19 protein-coding genes and 1 pseudogene are annotated in these 17,936 nt (G+C 65.5%); 17 read left to right on the top strand and 3 right to left on the bottom strand.

Features of this window, described 5'->3' with window-relative positions:
• Position 1: 1 nt before the first annotated feature.
• From RHO23_RS09790 to pdxT, 10 genes are all read left to right on the top strand, one after another.
• Positions 2–979: a GlxA family transcriptional regulator gene (locus RHO23_RS09790; RefSeq protein WP_423488992.1), complete on the top strand. Its 978-nt coding sequence runs from the start codon at positions 2–4 to the stop codon at positions 977–979.
• A gap of 91 nt (positions 980–1,070) precedes the next feature.
• On the top strand, positions 1,071–3,125 hold the full coding sequence (gene thrS / locus RHO23_RS09785) for a threonine--tRNA ligase (protein WP_423488991.1): 2,055 nt from the start codon (positions 1,071–1,073) through the stop codon (positions 3,123–3,125).
• Complete coding sequence (locus tag RHO23_RS09780) at positions 3,118–3,666, top strand: HIT family protein (RefSeq protein WP_030093627.1); 549 nt, start codon at positions 3,118–3,120, stop codon at positions 3,664–3,666. Before thrS ends, RHO23_RS09780 begins: the two co-directional genes overlap by 8 nt.
• Positions 3,663–4,325, top strand: a complete 663-nt coding sequence (gene pgsA, locus RHO23_RS09775) for a phosphatidylinositol phosphate synthase (RefSeq protein WP_064409017.1) — start codon at positions 3,663–3,665, stop codon at positions 4,323–4,325. The genes RHO23_RS09780 and pgsA overlap by 4 nt, the downstream gene beginning before the upstream one ends.
• The gene (locus RHO23_RS09770) at positions 4,322–5,335 is read left to right on the top strand and encodes a phosphatidylinositol mannoside acyltransferase (RefSeq protein WP_423488990.1); all 1,014 of its coding nucleotides are present in this window, start codon (positions 4,322–4,324) and stop codon (positions 5,333–5,335) included. Before pgsA ends, RHO23_RS09770 begins: the two co-directional genes overlap by 4 nt.
• The gene (locus RHO23_RS09765) at positions 5,335–6,462 is read left to right on the top strand and encodes a glycosyltransferase family 4 protein (protein WP_030093624.1); all 1,128 of its coding nucleotides are present in this window, start codon (positions 5,335–5,337) and stop codon (positions 6,460–6,462) included. The genes RHO23_RS09770 and RHO23_RS09765 overlap by 1 nt, the downstream gene beginning before the upstream one ends.
• Positions 6,459–7,481 (top strand): NUDIX hydrolase, encoded by a 1,023-nt coding sequence (locus tag RHO23_RS09760; protein WP_030093623.1) that lies wholly within the window; start codon positions 6,459–6,461, stop codon positions 7,479–7,481. Before RHO23_RS09765 ends, RHO23_RS09760 begins: the two co-directional genes overlap by 4 nt.
• An 85-nt stretch (positions 7,482–7,566) precedes the next feature.
• Positions 7,567–8,481 (top strand): pyridoxal 5'-phosphate synthase lyase subunit PdxS, encoded by a 915-nt coding sequence (gene pdxS / locus RHO23_RS09755; RefSeq protein WP_030093622.1) that lies wholly within the window; start codon positions 7,567–7,569, stop codon positions 8,479–8,481.
• 9 nt (positions 8,482–8,490) lie between these two features.
• Positions 8,491–9,345: an acyl-CoA thioesterase gene (locus tag RHO23_RS09750; protein ID WP_030093621.1), complete on the top strand. Its 855-nt coding sequence runs from the start codon at positions 8,491–8,493 to the stop codon at positions 9,343–9,345.
• Positions 9,346–9,353: 8 nt separating this feature from the next.
• Positions 9,354–9,923, top strand: a complete 570-nt coding sequence (gene pdxT, locus RHO23_RS09745) for a pyridoxal 5'-phosphate synthase glutaminase subunit PdxT (protein ID WP_064410340.1) — start codon at positions 9,354–9,356, stop codon at positions 9,921–9,923.
• Positions 9,924–9,993: 70 nt separating this feature from the next.
• Here the strand turns inward: pdxT and RHO23_RS09740 are convergent, their stop codons facing one another.
• Entirely contained in the window at positions 9,994–10,521 is a 528-nt protein-coding gene (locus tag RHO23_RS09740) for a hypothetical protein (protein WP_057965990.1), read from the bottom strand.
• Positions 10,522–10,600: 79 nt separating this feature from the next.
• Here RHO23_RS09740 and RHO23_RS09735 point away from each other — a divergent pair, with 79 nt between their 5' ends.
• Positions 10,601–11,356 carry a YebC/PmpR family DNA-binding transcriptional regulator gene (locus RHO23_RS09735; RefSeq protein ID WP_064409015.1) on the top strand — a complete coding sequence of 252 codons (756 nt, stop codon included), beginning with the start codon at positions 10,601–10,603 and terminating at the stop codon, positions 11,354–11,356.
• A 28-nt stretch (positions 11,357–11,384) separates the two neighbouring features.
• On the opposite strand, the gene RHO23_RS09730 is transcribed toward RHO23_RS09735, so the two are convergent.
• Complete coding sequence (locus RHO23_RS09730) at positions 11,385–11,978, bottom strand: phosphatase PAP2 family protein (RefSeq protein ID WP_234798206.1); 594 nt, start codon at positions 11,976–11,978, stop codon at positions 11,385–11,387.
• A gap of 172 nt (positions 11,979–12,150) precedes the next feature.
• Here RHO23_RS09730 and RHO23_RS09725 point away from each other — a divergent pair.
• A pseudogene (locus RHO23_RS09725) lies at positions 12,151–12,612 on the top strand (methyltransferase family protein); the annotation flags it as partial.
• Between the two features lie 89 nt (positions 12,613–12,701).
• Here the strand turns inward: RHO23_RS09725 and RHO23_RS09720 are convergent.
• Positions 12,702–13,274, bottom strand: a complete 573-nt coding sequence (locus RHO23_RS09720) for a TetR/AcrR family transcriptional regulator (RefSeq protein ID WP_030093615.1) — start codon at positions 13,272–13,274, stop codon at positions 12,702–12,704.
• 120 nt (positions 13,275–13,394) lie between these two features.
• Here RHO23_RS09720 and ruvC point away from each other — a divergent pair, with 120 nt between their 5' ends.
• The 5 genes from ruvC to secD all read left to right on the top strand — a co-directional run bounded on the left by ruvC (position 13,395) and on the right by secD (position 17,928).
• The gene (gene ruvC / locus RHO23_RS09715; RefSeq protein WP_044103943.1) at positions 13,395–13,952 is read left to right on the top strand and encodes a crossover junction endodeoxyribonuclease RuvC; all 558 of its coding nucleotides are present in this window, start codon (positions 13,395–13,397) and stop codon (positions 13,950–13,952) included.
• The gene (gene ruvA, locus RHO23_RS09710) at positions 13,949–14,548 is read left to right on the top strand and encodes a Holliday junction branch migration protein RuvA (protein ID WP_046253950.1); all 600 of its coding nucleotides are present in this window, start codon (positions 13,949–13,951) and stop codon (positions 14,546–14,548) included. The genes ruvC and ruvA overlap by 4 nt, the downstream gene beginning before the upstream one ends.
• Positions 14,545–15,615: a Holliday junction branch migration DNA helicase RuvB gene (gene ruvB / locus RHO23_RS09705; protein ID WP_423488989.1), complete on the top strand. Its 1,071-nt coding sequence runs from the start codon at positions 14,545–14,547 to the stop codon at positions 15,613–15,615. The genes ruvA and ruvB overlap by 4 nt, the downstream gene beginning before the upstream one ends.
• 149 nt (positions 15,616–15,764) lie before the next feature.
• Complete coding sequence (yajC, locus tag RHO23_RS09700) at positions 15,765–16,094, top strand: preprotein translocase subunit YajC (protein ID WP_423488988.1); 330 nt, start codon at positions 15,765–15,767, stop codon at positions 16,092–16,094.
• A gap of 67 nt (positions 16,095–16,161) precedes the next feature.
• On the top strand, positions 16,162–17,928 hold the full coding sequence (secD, locus tag RHO23_RS09695; RefSeq protein ID WP_070917523.1) for a protein translocase subunit SecD: 1,767 nt from the start codon (positions 16,162–16,164) through the stop codon (positions 17,926–17,928).
• Positions 17,929–17,936: the final 8 nt, after the last annotated feature.

Below are 17,936 nucleotides of genomic sequence, written 5' to 3'. Positions count from 1 at the left end.
TATGCATTCCGTTCCGGCGGGCTGTTCGGGCGAGCCTCACTCGGTACTCGTCCTCGCCCTTCCCGACACCATCGGGTTCGACCTGGCGACCGCTGTGGAGGTGTTTCGCCGCGTGCACCTCGCCGACGGCACTCGTCCGTACCGGGTGCGGGTGTGCGGCACGGCGCCCGTCGTCTCTGCCGGACCGTTCGGTATCGCCACAGATCTTGGGCTTGAGGCTCTTTCGAACGCCGACACGATCGTGGTGCCCGCGCGCAACGACGTGACCGCGCCCACGCCCGACGGCGTCATCGAGGCACTGCAGGCCGCGCACGCCCGCGGTGCGCGCATCGCTTCCATCTGCGCCGGAGCCTTCACGCTCGCCGAGGCCGGAATTCTGGACGGCAAGCGTGCCACCACACACTGGCTCGCCGCTGACCTGTTTCGGCAGATGTATCCGGACGTACGCCTGGACGCCGATGTGCTGTACGTGGACGAGGGCCAGGTGCTCACCTCCGCCGGGGCTTCGGCCGGGCTCGATCTGTGTTTGCACATGGTCACGTGCGATCACGGCACGGCGGTCGCTGCCGAGGCGGCCCGGGTGGCCGTCGCGCCGCTGCACCGAGACGGCGGTCAAGCTCAATACGTCATCAGGAACCGTCAGCGCACCGAGGCCGGCCTCGGTGAGATGCTGGCGTGGATCGAGCACAACGCCCATCGAGAACTTTCTCTGGAGGACCTCGCGGTCCAGGCATCCACCAGCGTGCGCAGCCTCAACCGGCGGTTTCGGGCCGAAACGGGACAGACGCCGATGCAGTGGCTCACCGGCGTGCGGGTCCGTCATGCCCAGCAGCTGCTGGAATGTTCGGCGGACTCCGTGGAGTGGATCGGGCGCGAGGTGGGGTTCGGTTCACCTGCGAATTTCCGGGAGCAGTTCCGCCGGCTCACCGGGGTCTCCCCGCTCGCTTACCGGAATACCTTCCGGGCACGATCGGCCTGAGTGCTCTCGGTGCCCATCGGCTGGGAAGGCGCTGGTGTGGACCGATAGCATGAGTTCGCAAACCCCCCGTCTCTGAAGTGGAGAACTGCTGATGACTGCGCCCAACCCGTCTTCCCCTGTGCCCCCTATCCGGGTGCCGGCCGGGACGACGGCGGGGACTGCGGTGCGCGAGGCAGGTCTGCCGGGCAAGGGCGAGGACGCCATCGTCGTCGTCCGGGTGGACGGTGCGTTGAAGGATCTGTCCTGGACTCCTGAGGTCGACACCGAAGTAGAGCCGGTCGCCGCCAACACCGAGGATGGGCGCAGCGTCATCCGGCACTCGGCCGCCCACGTGCTGGCGCAGGCAGTGCAGGACCTCTTCCCGAAGGCCAAGCTTGGTATCGGTCCGCCGATCACCGATGGCTTCTACTACGACTTCGGGATCGATCACGCCTTCACGCCTGAGGACCTGGCTGCCCTCGAAAAGAAGATGAAGCAGATCATCAAGGAGGGGCAACGCTTTTCACGCCGGGTGTACGGCTCGGTGGAGGAGGCGCAGGCGGAATTGGCCAATGAGCCGTTCAAGCTGGAGCTTGTCTCCGATAAGTCGGGCGCCGACGACCCGGAGGTGATGGAGGTAGGTGGCGACGAGCTGTCCGCCTACGACAACCTGAATCCTCGCACCGGGGAACGGGAATGGTTCGACCTGTGCCGTGGCCCGCACATTCCCACCACCAAACACATCCCGGCTTTCCGGCTCACCCGCAGCTCGGCCGCCTACTGGCGCGGTAATCAGGCCAACGCCAGCATGCAGCGCGTCTACGGCACCGCCTGGGAGTCGCAGGAAGCGCTCGACAAGCACCTCGAACTGCTGGAAGAGGCGCTGCGGCGCGACCACCGCAAGCTCGGTGTGGAGCTCGATCTGTTCAGCTTCCCCGACGAAATCGGTTCCGGTCTGCCGGTTTTCCACCCCAAGGGTGGCATCATCCGCAAGGAGCTGGAGGACTACTCGCGCGCCAAGCACACCGCCGCCGGGTACGAATTCGTCAACACTCCGCACATCACGAAGGAAAACCTGTACCAGACCTCCGGGCACCTGGACTGGTACTCCGACGGCATGTTCCCTCCCATGCACATCGACGCCGAACTCAATGACGACGGCACCGTGCGCAAGCCGGGGCAGAACTACTACCTCAAGCCCATGAACTGCCCGATGCACCACCTGATCTACCGGGCGCGGGGCCGTTCATACCGTGAATTGCCGTTGCGGCTCTTCGAATTCGGATCGGTGTACCGATACGAGAAATCCGGTGTGGTGCACGGTCTGACCCGGGTGCGGGGCATGACGCAGGACGACGCGCACATCTACACCACCCGCGAGCAGATGCACGAAGAGCTGACGTCGCTGCTGCGGTTCGTGCTGGATCTGTTGTCCGATTACGGGCTCGACGACTTCTACCTGGAGCTGTCGACCAAGGACGAGACGAAATTCGTTGGATCCGATGAGGACTGGGAGCAAGCGACCAAGACCCTGGAGCAGGTGGCGCTCGACTCCGGGCTGCAGCTGGTCCCGGATCCGGGTGGCGCGGCGTTCTACGGTCCCAAGATCTCGGTACAGGCCAAGGACGCGCTAGGCCGGTCCTGGCAGATGTCGACCATCCAGCTCGACTTCAACATGCCGGAGCGATTCGAACTGGAGTACACCGCTGCCGACGGAACTCGTCAGCGTCCGGTGCTCATCCACCGCGCACTGTTCGGGTCTATCGAGCGGTTCTTCGGTGTGCTCACCGAGCACTACGCGGGCGCCTTCCCGGCCTGGCTATCGCCTGTGCAGGCCGTCGGTATCCCGATTGCCGACGCCCACGCGCCGTACCTGAGCGACATTGTCTCGCAGCTCAAATCGCAGGGCATTCGGGCCGAGATCGATGTCAGCGATGACCGCATGAACAAGAAGATCGTCAACCACACCAACCAGCGCGTGCCGTTCCTGCTGCTGGCCGGCGATCGTGACGTGGAGGCGGGTGCGGTGAGCTTCCGCTTCCGCGACCGTACCCAGGTGAACGGAGTGCCCCGTGATGAGGCCGTGGCCGCCATCATCGATTGGGTGAACAGACACGAGAACGTTTCTCCGACCGCCGAACTGATGAAGCTGGGGACCCGTGACTGACGAGGACTCGACCATCACCGACCGGGGAGTGGGCGACCCCGATCACCTGCAGCGGCTCTGGACTCCGCACCGGATGACCTATCTGGTGGAGGCGGTGAAGTCGAGTGGGGCGGAGTCCGCTCCGTTCACCGACATTCCCGAGATGGCCGACGAAGACGGTCTGGTGGTGGCGCGCGGGGAGCACGTGTACGCGGTGCTCAACCTGTACCCGTACAACCCGGGACATCTCATGGTGGTGCCGTATCGGCAGGTCGCCGAGCTCGAGGACCTCACCGAGAATGAGAGTCGCGAGCTGATGGCGTTCACCCAGAAGGCGATTCGGGTGATCAAAAAGGTGTCACGCCCGCACGGTTTCAACGTGGGACTCAACCTGGGCACGGCGGCAGGTGGATCGCTGGCCGAACATTTGCATCAGCACGTGGTGCCGCGCTGGGGCGGCGACGCCAACTTCATCACCATCATCGGCGACTCCAAGGTGCTGCCGCAGCTCCTGCGGGACACCCGCCAGCTACTCGCCAGCGCCTGGGAGCAGCTGCCATGAGCGGCTTCTTGTCCCGGGAGACGTTCGCGAAGATCATCAACCCGCTTGCCGGCGCGGTGCTGCGCGCCGGATTCACCCCGGACACCGTCACCATCTTCGGGACCGCGGCGACGGTCGTCGCCGCGCTCACCCTGTTCCCGACGGGCCACCTGTTCTGGGGTGGCATGGCGGTCTGGCTGTTCACCATGTTCGACATGCTCGATGGAGCGATGGCGCGAGCCCGTGGTGGTGGCACCAGATTCGGCGCGGTGCTGGATGCCACATGTGATCGTGTGGCCGATGGCGCGGTGTTCGCCGGACTGCTGTGGTGGGCGGCATTCGGTTGGGGATCAACGTCTTTGGTCGTGGCCACACTGATCTGCATGATCACCTCGCAGGTGATCTCGTACGTGAAGGCGCGGGCCGAGGCCTCCGGGCTGCGTGCCGACGGCGGGCTGATCGAGCGTCCGGAACGGCTCATCATCGTGCTTGCCGGAGCGATCTTCAGCGGCGGGTTCGGGTTACCGGAGCCGCTGCATGTGGCGATGTGGGTGCTCGCGATCGCGAGCCTGGTGACGGTGGCGCAGCGCATGCATGCGGTGCGCACATCTCCCGGCGCACTTGATCTGCTGCCCAATTCCGATGCCGGACAGGACACCGCGGAGACGAATCAGTCATGAGTGTGTGGGGCGAACGTGCTGCTGACTGGGGGTATGCCGCCGGCTGGAATCTGACGCAGATGACGCCAGATCTGCTCGCCCGCGCCATATTCGATGTCGGTGCCATGGTGGGTGCCCGCAACGGTGGACCCGAACAGCTGCGCAAGAACCTGGCCCGCGTGCTTGGCGTGCATCCGCGCGAGGTGCCCGACCGGCTGATGATCGACTCGATGCGTTCCTACGCCCGGTACTGGCGTGAAGCATTCCGGCTGCCGTCGCACAACATGGAGCGCCTGGCCGCTCGCCTGGACAGTTCCCTGTTCGGTCGCCGGAATCTCGATGAGTCGCAGGCCCAGGGACGGGGCACGATCATCGCCCTGCCGCACAGCGGAAACTGGGACATGGCGGGGGTGTGGCTGGCCCAAACCTACGGGACCTTCACCACAGTGGCCGAGCGTCTCAAACCCGAGTCGCTGTACCGCCGCTTCCTGGACTACCGGGAAACCCTGGGCTTCGAGGTGCTCGCATCCAGCGGCGACTCCACCGGGCCGTACGAGACGCTGGCAACGCGGCTGCGGGAAAACCGCGTCGTCTGTCTCATGGCCGATCGCGATCTGAGCCGCAGTGGTGTCCCCGTCGACTTCTTCGGCGCAGAAGCTCGGATGCCCGCGGGCCCGGCCCGGTTGGCGATCGACACCGGAGCACGCCTGCTGCCGGCACACTGCTGGTTCGAGCCGCACGGTCAATGGGGCGTGCGGATCCAGGCGCCCATCGATACGTCATCGGGCGATGTCGCGGTCGTCATCCAGGCGCTCGCCGATGAGTTCGCCACCAATATCGCCGAGCGCCCCGCGGATTGGCATATGTTGCAGCCGCTGTGGCTTGACGACCTGTCCGAAGAGCGTCGAACTAGGTTGCGGACCTCGCCGGTCCAACCGGCGCCGGAGAACCATCCCGCGCCCGCCCCGGAATCGGACACTGATGGTCGGGCAGCCCCCCGGGAGACTGATCCCGTTGGTGGGCAGGCGTAATGCGCATCGGGATGGTCTGCCCGTACTCCTTTGATGTACCGGGTGGCGTCCAGTCCCATGTGGTGCAGCTGGCGGAGGTCATGAGGGACCGCGGACACCACGTCAGCCTGCTCGCACCGTCCTCGTCGGACGTTGAGCTACCCGAGTTCGTGGTGTCCGGCGGCAAGGCCGTCCCGATTCCGTACAACGGCTCGGTGGCGCGGCTGCGGTTCGGCCCAGCCACCTATGCCAAGACCCGGCGCTGGCTGGTCGACGGCGACTTCGATGTGTTGCACCTGCATGAACCGAACGCGCCGAGTCTGTCCATGCTGGCGCTCATGGTGGCCGAGGGCCCGATCGTCGCCACTTTCCACACGTCTACCACGAAGTCGTTGACGCTGAGCGTCTTTCAGGCGGTGCTGCGCCCGTGGCACGAAAAGATCGTCGGTCGGATCGCTGTCTCGGAGTTGGCCCGGCGCTGGCAGATGGAAGCACTCGGATCTGACGCGGTCGAGATTCCCAACGGCGTCGATGTCCGGTCCTTTTCCGGGGCGCCGATGCTGGAGGGCTACCCGCGGGCAGGTAAGACGGTGCTTTTCCTGGGCCGCTATGACGAGCCACGCAAAGGTATGGACGTGTTGATGGGGGCGCTGCCGAAGATCGCGGCCAGTTTCTCCGATGTGGAGATCCTGATCGTCGGTCGGGGAGATGAGGCCGAACTGCGCACGCAGGCAGGGCCATTGGCTAAGCATCTGCGCTTCCTGGGGCAGGTGGACGATGCCACCAAGGCCTCGGCCATGCGCAGCGCCGACGTCTACTGCGCCCCCAACATCGGCGGCGAGAGCTTCGGCATCGTGTTGGTGGAGGCGATGGCGGCGGGTACCGCAGTAGTCGCCAGCTCGCTGGACGCCTTCCGCCGTGTGCTCCTGGACGGCTCGGCAGGCCGGTTGACACCCACCGGTGATGCGGATGCCTTGGCGGCGGCCATCATCGACGTGCTCGGCGACGACGAGGGGCGCGCGAAGCTGGTGACGGCAGGCACCGAGGCAGTGCAGCGGTACGACTGGTCGGTGGTCGCGCAGCAGATCATGCTCGTCTACGAGACCGTCACCGCGTCCGGTGCGCGTGTGAAGGTCGACAGTTGGTGACCTTCTCGGCGTTGACCGTCATCGTCATCGCCCTCATCGGCACGCTGGTCGCGCTGGGCCTGCTGTGGGCCTATCTTGTGGCCAACCGGCTGGACCGACTGCACGTGCGCAGCGACCTGTCCTGGCAGGCCCTCGATGCCGCGCTGGCACGCCGCGCCGTCGTCGCACGGGCGGTCGGAGATGCGCTCAAGGACGACCAACTGATCAAACTCGCCGCGAAAGCCGAGCGGGCCGAACGTGACCGGCGTGAGTATGCGGAGAACCAGCTGGCCTCAGCGTTGTCCACCGTCGACTCCGAGCGGCTGCGCCCCGCGCTGGTGGCCGAGCTCGCGGACGCCGAAACGCGGGTGCTGATCGCGCGGCGCTTCCACAACGACGCAGTACGCGACACTCTGGCCCTGCGGGTGCGCCGACCGGTGCGCTGGTTGCGTCTGGGCGGAACCGCACCGATGCCAACGTATTTCGAGATCATCGACCGCCAGGGCGCGGGCACCGAAGACCCGGCCCTGGCCAACTTCCGCACCTCGGCGCGGATCATCCTGCTCGATGAGGATGGCCGGGTGCTGCTGCTGCGCGGCTTCGATCCCGCAGCACCCAGCCCGGCGGTGCATTGGTGGTTCACCGTGGGTGGACAGACGTTGCCGGGGGAGAAGCTGTGCGACGGCGCGGTGCGCGAGCTGGTCGAGGAGACCGGCTTATCGGTTCCCTCCGGGCGCCTGGTGGGCCCGCTGTGGCGTCGGGTGGCTGTCTTCGACTTCAACGGAACCACCATCCGCTCCGAGGAATTGTTCTTCGTGCACCGGACCAAGAGGTTCGAACCGGCCACGGACGGCCGCACCAATTTGGAGCAGCGCTACATCACCGGGCACCGCTGGTGCGACGCCGAGGAGATCGCCGCACTCGCGGCCTCGGGGGAGCAGGTGTTCCCGAATCAGCTGGGAGAGCTGCTCGGAGAGGCCGCCACTGCCGCGGATGCGGTGGCCGCCGGTGGGCGCCGCGACCCGATCCTCATCGGGTGAGGCCGGTCACCGCACCTCCCGGGACAAAATCGCTGGTGTGGCCGCATTAGACTGGTGCTAGAAACCGACATCCAGGAGCCCTCAGTTGACTAGCACGACCAACGGAACGTCCCCCGAGACCGGAACCGGCACTGCGCGCGTCAAGCGCGGCATGGCCGAGATGCTCAAGGGCGGCGTCATCATGGACGTCGTTACGCCGGAACAGGCGAAGATCGCCGAAGATGCCGGTGCTGTCGCTGTCATGGCGCTGGAGCGCGTGCCCGCGGACATTCGCGCGCAGGGCGGCGTATCCCGCATGAGCGACCCGGACATGATCGACGGCATCATCAGCACCGTCAGCATCCCCGTCATGGCCAAGGCCCGCATCGGGCACTTCGTCGAGGCGCAGATCCTGCAGAGCCTGGGCGTGGACTACATCGACGAGTCGGAAGTGCTGACCCCGGCCGACTACACCAACCACATCGACAAGTGGAAGTTCACCGTGCCGTTCGTGTGCGGTGCCACCAACCTGGGCGAGGCGCTGCGCCGCATCACCGAGGGTGCGGCCATGATCCGTTCCAAGGGTGAGGCCGGTACCGGCGACGTGTCCAACGCGACGACGCACATGCGCAAGATCGGTGGCGAGATCCGTCGGCTCACCTCGCTGTCCGAGGACGAGTTGTACGTTGCCGCAAAGGAACTGCAGGCGCCGTATGACCTTGTGGTCGAGGTCGCGCGCGCCGGCAAGCTGCCGGTCACGCTGTTCACCGCTGGCGGCATCGCCACCCCGGCCGATGCCGCGATGATGATGCAGCTGGGCGCCGAGGGCGTGTTCGTCGGATCCGGAATCTTCAAGTCCGGCAACCCCGAGCAGCGCGCCGCGGCGATCGTGAAGGCCACCACCTTCTACGACGACCCGGACGTGCTGGCCAAGGTGTCGCGCGGACTGGGTGAAGCGATGGTCGGCATCAATGTGGAGGACATCGCGCAGCCGCATCGGCTCGCCGAGCGCGGCTGGTAAAACCATCTGATGGCCGATATCGAAGAGATCCTGACGCTCGAGCAGCTCGAAAAGGACATCTTCCGAGGCAACGTGACCCCGAGCAGCCTGCGCCGCACCTTCGGTGGCCAGGTTGCGGGGCAATCGTTGGTCTCGGCCGTCCGCACCGTCGAGCCTCAGTACCTGGTGCATTCCCTGCACGGATACTTCCTGCGGCCCGGAAATCCCAACGAGCCCACGGTGTTTCTCGTTGATCGGGTACGCGACGGCCGCTCGTTCAGCACCCGCCGGGTCACCGCGATCCAGGACGGGCAGGCGATCTTCAGCATGTCGGCCTCCTTCCAGACGCTGGACACCGGCATCGAGCATCAGGATCTGATGCCGCCCGTCCCGGCGCCCGAGGACCTGCCCGATGTGCAGGATGCGGAGGGGTCGTTCAGCCACGATCTCTTCCGGCAGTTCGCCGAATGGGACATCCGGATCGTCCCCGACGAGCTGATGGACCGGAACCCGCGGCTGGCCGCGCAGCAGCGGGTGTGGTTCCGCTGCCGCAAGCAGCTTCCGGATGATCCGGTGCTGCACATCTGCGCGCTGGCCTACATGAGCGATCTGACGCTGCTGAGTTCTTCCAAGGTGCCGCACCGGGACGCGGTACTGCAGACCGCATCCCTGGATCATGCGCTGTGGTTCCTGCGTCCATTCCGTGCCGATGAATGGCTGTTGTACGACGAGACGTCGCCGTCAGCCGGATACGGACGGGCGCTGACTCAGGGCCGGATTTTCGATCGCGAGGGCCGGATGGTCGCGGCGGTGGTGCAGGAGGGGCTGACCCGGTACGAGCGCAACCCTGACGAGGCGTCGATCGCCAAGGGGAACATGGCGTGAGCCCGTTGATCGGCGTGCTGGCATTACAGGGTGATGTCAGGGAACATGTTGCTGCTCTGGAAGATTCGGGTGCGGACGCGCTTGGCGTGCGCCGTCCCGAGGAACTCTCCAAGATAGACGGGCTGGTCATTCCCGGCGGAGAGTCGACCACCATGAGCAACTTGCTGCGCGTGTTCGAACTGCTGGACCCGCTCACCGAGCGTCTGCGTGGTGGTCTGCCGGTTTACGGATCCTGCGCGGGCATGATCCTGCTGGCCAGCGAGATACTCGATACCCGCCCGGATGCGGTGGCGCTGGGCGCGATCGATATGACGGTGCGGCGCAATGCGTTCGGGCGCCAGGTGGACTCATTCGAGGGTGATCTGGATTTCGTGGGGCTCGATGGTGGGCTGCACGCGGTGTTCATCAGGGCGCCGTGGGTGGAGCGGGTCGGCACCGATGTCGAGGTGCTGGCCACCGCGCAAGGGCATCCGGTCGCGGTGCGGCAGGGCAGCGCGTTGGCGACGTCGTTTCACCCCGAGGTCACCGGGGACCGGCGAGTGCACCAGCTGTTCGTCGACATGGTGCGCGGGGCCTGACGCCGAGCGCATACCAGGCGCAGCGATTCTGCTCGATTTCTCGGCGTGCGGTATGCGCTCGACGCGGCGGTTACCAGCGCAGCATGGGCATCGGGCGTGACGGGTGCTTAAGCGTCCACTTTCCGGCGGTTCGCAACAAAAATCCGTGAAAACCGCCGTAGGGCAGTGCCTCGACCACCTCGCGCACGTCGGCGCGTTCCAGTCCGGTCCAGGCGTACAGGCCGCGGAAAGCATCGATCCGATCGCCCAGCCGGAAGGTCTCGACCCACAGATCGTCGGCCGACCTGAGCTTGTGGTGGTCGGCCACCATTGCCTTGAGACGATCGATGTCGGTGATACCGAACTCCGGTGCCAGCTGCTCGGCGAGTGCCACCGAGGGATCCAGATAGTCCCAGGTCCCCGCCGTCCAGATGCCGATATCGTGCGTCGCCCACGCCAGCGCGATCTCGGGCGGCGCCTGCGTCATGCCGAGAAGGCGGAGCTGGTAGTTCATGCCCCGGTACAGGTGATTGCGGTAATCGGTGAGGCTGTCTCCGACGGTTGACGCGTATCGGTCCAGGACAGTGTCGACAATCGGGTCGGCTACCAGGACAGTCATGTGATTCACCCTAGGTGCGCGAGTACACTCGGGCAGCGCAGAAGTGCGACAGAACCTAGAGAAAGTAGTACAGGGGTACATGAGCGGCCATTCCAAGTGGGCCACCACCAAGCATCAGAAGGCCGTCAAAGACGCGCGCCGTGGCAAAGAGTTCGCCAAGCTGATCAAGAACATCGAGGTCGCCGCGCGTACCGGTGGCGGAGACCCGGCTGGCAACCCGACGCTCTATGACGCCATCCAGAAGGCCAAGAAGACCTCGGTGCCCAACGACAACATCGAGCGCGCCCGCAAGCGCGGTGCCGGCGAGGAAGCCGGTGGCGCCGACTGGCAGACCATCATGTACGAGGGCTATGGCCCCAACGGCGTCGCGGTGCTTATCGAGTGCCTGAGTGACAACCGCAACCGCGCTGCCGGTGAGGTTCGGGTCGCGATGACCCGCAACGGTGGCAGCATGGCCGATCCGGGATCGGTGTCGTACCTGTTCTCTCGCAAGGGTGTTGTGACGCTGGAGAAGAACGGTCTGTCCGAGGACGACGTGCTCACGGCCGTGCTGGAGGCGGGCGCCGAGGAGGTCAACGACCTGGGCGATACCTTCGAAGTCATCTCCGAGCCCACCGACTTGATCGCGGTCCGTCAGTCACTGCAAGAGGCCGGGATCGACTACGAGTCGGCGGAGGCCAGCTTCCAGCCGTCGATGAGCGTGCCGGTCGATGTCGACACCGCCCGCAAGGTGTTCAAGCTGGTCGACGCACTGGAAGACAGCGACGACGTGCAGAACGTCTACACCAACGTGGACCTGTCGGACGAGGTGCTGGCCGAGCTCGACGAGGGCTGAGCGTGCCCTCCGCGCGACCCTCTGACGGCTAGCTGTCGACGCTCACCGGCGTCTTTTCCGTTGCTCCGGCAGCCCAAAACGCCAGTGTCACGACCGCGGTGGTGACCAGGACGGCACCGATGGTGTCGGTGAAGTAGTGATACCCGCAGGCGACCTGCCCGAGTAGTCCGAGCATGCTGACAATCGCGGCCGCGATGTACGCCCAGAGGGCTCCGCCGGCGACCAGCACCAGCATCCCCGTCACGGCCACCACGAAGGTGGTGTGGCCGCTGGGATACGCGAGGTATCCGCCCTTCTCGCGCCCGACAAGCATCTTGGTGGCCTGGGTGGTCCAGTTCGCGATGAAGGGGCAGACGAGGACAACTGTCGCGACCCGCCACCGCCGCCGATACAGCTCGAACCCGACGCACACCACGAGCACCGGAACCAGGAACACCCAATCGGTGAAGAACAGCAGCCAGCGTGGCTGCACCCCGAACGCGACCTGGGTCGCATCGAAAAACCACCTGTCGAACGGCGTTGAGCCTTTCCCGACGGAGAACCCGAGTATCAGCATCAAGATCACGCCGAGGGGAGGCCACCACTGAACCGTTTTCTCGCTGGGCAGTTTTCCGACAGACACTCCGACGACAGTAATCGGACCCAGATGGCGGCTCCGAATCGTGCCGGTGGCCGGGAATCAAATGTCACTGCACGGCGTTACTGTGACGTCAACAACTGTTGGTCAACATCTGTTGACTTGAATGTCAAGCTGGCGTACATATAAGACATCGACGAGTGAGGGGAGGCCGGTCATGGCCACACAAACAGTCGCCCCGGCGCCTGAAACGACAACCCTGTGGCGCACTGCGCGCGCGGTTCTCGCGCTGCCGGTCACTGTGACGGTTCTGATTCCGTTGGTGATCCTCTACGGATCCGGCGTGCAGGTGCCGTCGTGGATGTCGGATCAGATGTCGATGACGGCGACGGTGATCGGGACCCTGCTGGTGGCCGCCGGCCTGTTCCTGGTGACGCGCACCGTCATGCTCTTCCATCAGATCGGCAAGGGCTCCTTGGCGCCCTTCGATCCTCCGGTACGTCTCGTCGTGCTTGGCCCGTATCGCCACATGCGTAACCCCATGATCACCGGCGTCATCGCCATCCTGTTGGGTGAGGCGCTGGCGGTGAACTCCATGGGATTGCTGATCTACGCGGCCGTTTTCGTGGCCGTCAACGCGATCTACTTCCCGCTGGTCGAAGAGCGCGGCCTGCTGCGGCGGTTCGGCCGCGACTATGCGGAGTACGCACAGCACGTACCGCGGTGGGTGCCACGGCTGAGCCCGTGGACGCAGCCCGAGAGCGCGCGTTAAGGCGCCTCGCAATCGCAGTCGCAATCCAGGTAAGCCTGGATGGTCGGCGCGATGAGTTCGATGATCTGTTCGTGCGTCATCGCGGGTACGTTGCCGAGCCGGATGACGTAACGGCACATCGCCAGGCCGATCATTTGGGTACCGATCAGCGCCGCGCGTTCCATCGCCCGATCCGCGGTCAACGACTCGATGACCGGAACCATCTGGCAGCTGAAAATCTCCTCCATGCGCGCCCGTGCGGACTCGTGGGACACCGCGGCCCGCAGCAACGCGACCATGGTGTCGTCGGCTTCCCATTGGGTAAGGAAGTGCTGGACCAAGCTCGCTCCGAGCTGATCACGCGGAATCTCGGCTAGTTCCTCGGGAAAATGTATGTCGAAGTTGGCCGCGGCGGTGAACAGTTTGGCCTTGTTGCCGTAGTACCGCATGACCAGGGACGGGTCGATGCCCGCGGTTGCGGCGATGGCCCGTATGGTTGCCTTCTCGTAGCCGACGCCCGCGAAGTGTTCCTGGGCGGCCTCGAGGATGGCCGCGCGAGTGGCGTCCGATCGCCGAGGTTCGGTAGACATGCGCTGAGCTTAGGCCAACGGATGTTGACATTTGCAGAGCCCTCGCGTGTTGCTATGCCGAATGGGTGACCTCTCTCGATATGCTATCGAACAACTGTTCTACGGCGAGAGGGCTGGCGCGTGCGAGTGATGGGAGTCGACCCGGGGCTCACCCGGTGTGGTCTGTCCATGGTCGAGGCCTCCTCGGGTCGCAAGGTGGTGGCCCTGGATGTCGACGTCGTGCGCACTCCGGCCAATCAGCCTCTACCGCAACGGCTTTTGGCGATCAGTGAGGTCGTCGAGCATTGGATGGACACCCACCGTCCCGACGTGGTGGCCATCGAGCGCGTCTTCGCTCAGCAGAACGTGTCGACCGTGATGGGTACCGCCCAAGCAGGCGGAATAGTCGCGCTCAGTGCCGCAAAGCGGGGCATCGAGGTGTATTTCCATACCCCGTCGGAGGTCAAGGCGGCCGTCACCGGCAATGGCCGGGCAGATAAATCCCAGGTGACCGCAATGATCACGCGCATCCTGCAGTTGCAGACGGCGCCGAAGCCCGCCGACGCGGCCGACGCCCTGGCCCTGGCAATCTGTCACTGCTGGCGTGCGCCCATGCTGGCGAGAATGGCGAAAGCGGAGGCCGCCGCCGAAGAGCAGCGGAAAGCCTTCGCGGCCCGGATGAAGGCGGTAGCCCGATGATTGCTTCGGTCAATGGTGAGGTCATCGACATCGCGCTCGATCATGTGGTGATCGAGGCCGCCGGAGTCGGATACCGCGTCAACGCCACCCCGGCCACGCTGTCGACGCTTCGGCGCGGCGCCCAGGTGCGGCTGATCACGGCGATGATCGTGCGCGAGGACTCCATGACGTTGTACGGCTTCACCGATACCGATGCCCGCGACCTGTTCCTGACGCTGCTCGGTGTCTCCGGCGTGGGGCCCAAGATCGCGATGGCCACGCTCGCGGTCTACGACGCGTCGGCCCTGCGCCAGGCGCTGGCCGATGGTGATGTCAATGCGCTGACCCGGGTGCCGGGGATCGGCAAGCGTGGCGCCGAGCGCATGGTGCTGGAGCTGCGCGAGAAGGTGGCGGCGGCTCCCGGTGGCACCACCGAGCTGGGCCGGGGTACCGCATCGTTGGTGCGCACCCAGGTCGTCGAGGCCCTCATCGGCCTCGGATTCGCCGCCAAACAAGCCGAACAGGCCACCGATACCGTTCTGGCTCAAGACAATTCCGAGGGAGACACCTCGACCGTGCTGCGGTCGGCGCTGACGTTGCTGGGTAAGACACGATGAGCCGCTTCGACGAGTTTGATGGCGCGGAGGACGACTTCGATGCCGGTCCCGAGATGTCCGGTGCGCTCACCGTCGGGGAGAACGATATCGACGCCGGACTTCGGCCCAAGTCGCTGCGGGAGTTCATCGGCCAGCCGCGGGTGCGTGAGCAGCTGGATCTGGTGCTGTCCGGTGCGAAAAATCGCGGCGGTACTCCCGATCACATCCTGCTGTCCGGACCGCCCGGGCTGGGGAAGACCTCGCTGGCGATGATCATCGCCGCCGAGCTGGGCTCGTCGCTACGGGTGACCTCGGGCCCGGCGCTGGAGCGGGCGGGTGACCTAGCGGCGATGCTGAGCAATCTGGTCGAAAACGATGTGCTCTTCATCGACGAGATTCACCGCATCGCCCGGCCCGCCGAGGAAATGCTGTACCTGGCCATGGAGGACTTCCGGGTCGATATCGTTGTCGGCAAGGGCCCCGGTGCGACGTCCATTCCCCTGGAGGTGGCGCCCTTCACGTTGGTCGGCGCGACAACCCGTTCGGGGTCGCTGACCGGGCCGCTACGTGATCGCTTCGGATTCACGGCGCACATGGACTTCTACGAGTCCGAACAGCTCGAACTCGTGCTCGCCCGATCGGCCGGAATCCTCGGCATTGAGCTGGGAGCCGACGCGGGCGTGGAGATTGCCCGGCGTTCGCGCGGCACCCCGCGCATCGCCAACCGATTGTTGCGCCGGGTCCGTGACTATGCGGAAGTGCGTGCCGACGGCGTCATCACCGTGGACGTCGCGAAGTCCGCTCTAGAGGTCTACGACGTGGACGAACTCGGGCTGGATCGCCTGGACCGGGCCGTGCTTTCCGCGCTGACCCGCAGCTTCGGCGGCGGGCCGGTGGGCCTGTCGACCCTGGCGGTGGCCGTCGGGGAGGAGTCGACCACCGTCGAAGAGGTATGCGAGCCGTTCCTGGTGCGCGCCGGGATGCTCGCGCGAACGCCGCGCGGGCGGGTGGCCACGGCGTTGGCGTGGACGCATCTGGGTCTCACCCCGCCGCCGCAAGTGCTGGGGCAGGCCGGGCTGTTCGATTGAGAGGACGCTTGAGTCCAGGACGCGCAGGTCCGGGGTTCGCGTCAATTCCACAGAGTCGGATGGCACACTGGTGACTTGTCGCGTGCTTGTTTCACGCAGACCCTGCCTGACCTCGTGAAGACCCAACGGAAAGAATCCCGAAAGCCGCCATGGAATCGATCATCGTCTTTTTGCCGCTCATCCTCGTTATGGGCGCGTTCCTCTTCTTCGCGAACCGGCGGCAGCGCAAAGCTCTGGACGCCACCATCGAGCTGCACGAGTCCCTGGCGATCGGTGACCGGGTGCACACCACCTCCGGCCTGCAGGGCACCATCGCCGCCGTCACCGACGACACCGTGGACCTGGAGATCGCGCCGGGTGTCGTGACGCGCTGGATGAAGCTTGCGATCCGCGACAAGATCGTCGATGAGGCCGAGGACGCCGCTGGCGAGGCATCGCGCGACGTCGAGAGCTCCGGGGTCGAGCTGACCAAGGAGTAACGGCTCCGCCGTTACTCACCCCTGAAAGCCTCCCGACCCGCCCTCGACAAGCAAGGAGACCGGACACGTGGCCTCGCCATCGGCCCCTGTGCACCCCGCGCGTTATCTAGCTGCCTTCCTGGTGTTGCTGATTGGCGCTTACCTGCTGGTCTTCCTGACCGGCGACAAGCACGCCAAGCCCAAGCTCGGTATCGATCTGCAGGGCGGAACCCGCGTCACGCTGACGGCGCGCACCCCTGACGGTTCCAAGCCGACCAAGGAAGCACTGACACAGGCGCAGCAGATCATCAATGCGCGCGTCAACGGACTCGGCGTCTCCGGGTCCGAGGTCATCATCGATGGCGACAACCTCGTCATCACCGTGCCGGGTAACGACGGCAGCGAGGCCCGCAACCTCGGTCAGACTGCCAAGCTCTACATCCGGCCCGTCATTCAGATGGTGCCGGCGCAGCCCAGGGAGAATCCCCAGCCCGGGGCCCCACAGGGCGGTCAGCCGGGCGGCGCCGGCCAGGAGGCGACACCACCGGAGCCCGGCGGTGGCAAGCCCGCACCCGCGGCGCCGTCACCGAAACCGCAGCCTCGTCCGTATCCGGCGCAAACCACCACGATGCCGCCACCTCCGCCGCCCGCACCGGCGACGCAGCCCGCGACGCCGAATGCCACAACGTCTCCGGCGGCTCCTCCCGCCGATCTGCCGCCCAAGCCGGGTAGCGGCGAGGAACGCAAGCAGCTGATCGACTTCGAGAAGCAGATCAGGCAGAGCGAGGATCCGCGGATCCAGATGCTTGCCCTGCAGGTCCAGTCCTCGCGCTGCTTCGACCCCGATGACCCGCTCGCGGGCAACGACGATCCGAACCTTCCGTTGGTCACCTGCGGTGACGACAGCCAGGGTGGCAAGGCTGCCTACCTGCTGGACAAGTCGATCATCAGCGGGGAAGAGATCAAGGACGCCAGTTCCGGACTCGACCAGCAGCGCGGTATCTATGTGGTGAGCATGGAATTCAAGCCCACCGGCGCGAAGATCTGGGCGGACTACACCTCTGCGCATTGGCAGCAGGGCACCCAAACGGCATTCACGTTGGACTCCAAGGTGATCAGTGCTCCGGCCATCCGCGAACCCATCCCGGGCGGCAAGACCGAAATCAGCGGGCAGTTCACGTCGGACTCGGCCAAGCAGCTCGCCGCGGCGCTCAAGTACGGCTCACTGCCACTGTCGTTTGAATCCTCCGATGCCGAAACCGTTTCAGCCACACTCGGATTGACCTCGCTCAAGGCCGGTCTCATCGCGGGCGCCATCGGATTGGCGATTGTGCTGCTGTACTCACTGATCTATTACCGCGTGCTCGGCATCCTGACCGCGCTGTCCCTGGTCGCCTCCGGTGCCATGGTGTTCGCCATCCTGGTCCTGCTGGGCCGGTACATCTCGTACACCCTGGACCTGGCCGGCATCGCCGGTTTGATCATCGGCATCGGCACCACCGCGGACTCCTTCGTGGTGTTCTTCGAGCGCATCAAAGATGAGATACGAGAAGGCCGTTCCTACCGTTCGGCGGTGCCGCGCGGTTGGGCTCGTGCCCGTAAGACGATCCTGTCGGGTAACGCGGTGACCCTGCTGGCCGCCGTGGTGCTCTACGCGCTGGCCATCGGGCAGGTGAAGGGCTTCGCGTTCACCCTGGGCCTCACCACCATCCTGGACGTCGTGGTGGTGTTCCTGGTGACGTGGCCGCTTGTCTACCTGTCCTCCAAGTCCGCGACCCTGTCCAAGCCCGTGTACAACGGGCTCGGTGCGGTCCAGCAGATTGCCCGCGAACGTAAGGCGGCGGCACACGCATGAGCACCAGC

This window comes from Mycobacteroides sp. PCS013 (assembly GCF_049532645.1).
In the GTDB taxonomy this organism is placed as follows: domain Bacteria; phylum Actinomycetota; class Actinomycetes; order Mycobacteriales; family Mycobacteriaceae; genus Mycobacterium; species Mycobacterium gwanakae.
The sequence above is the reverse complement of the archived record's forward strand: the minus strand, read 5'-3'. Positions and strand labels throughout refer to the sequence as shown.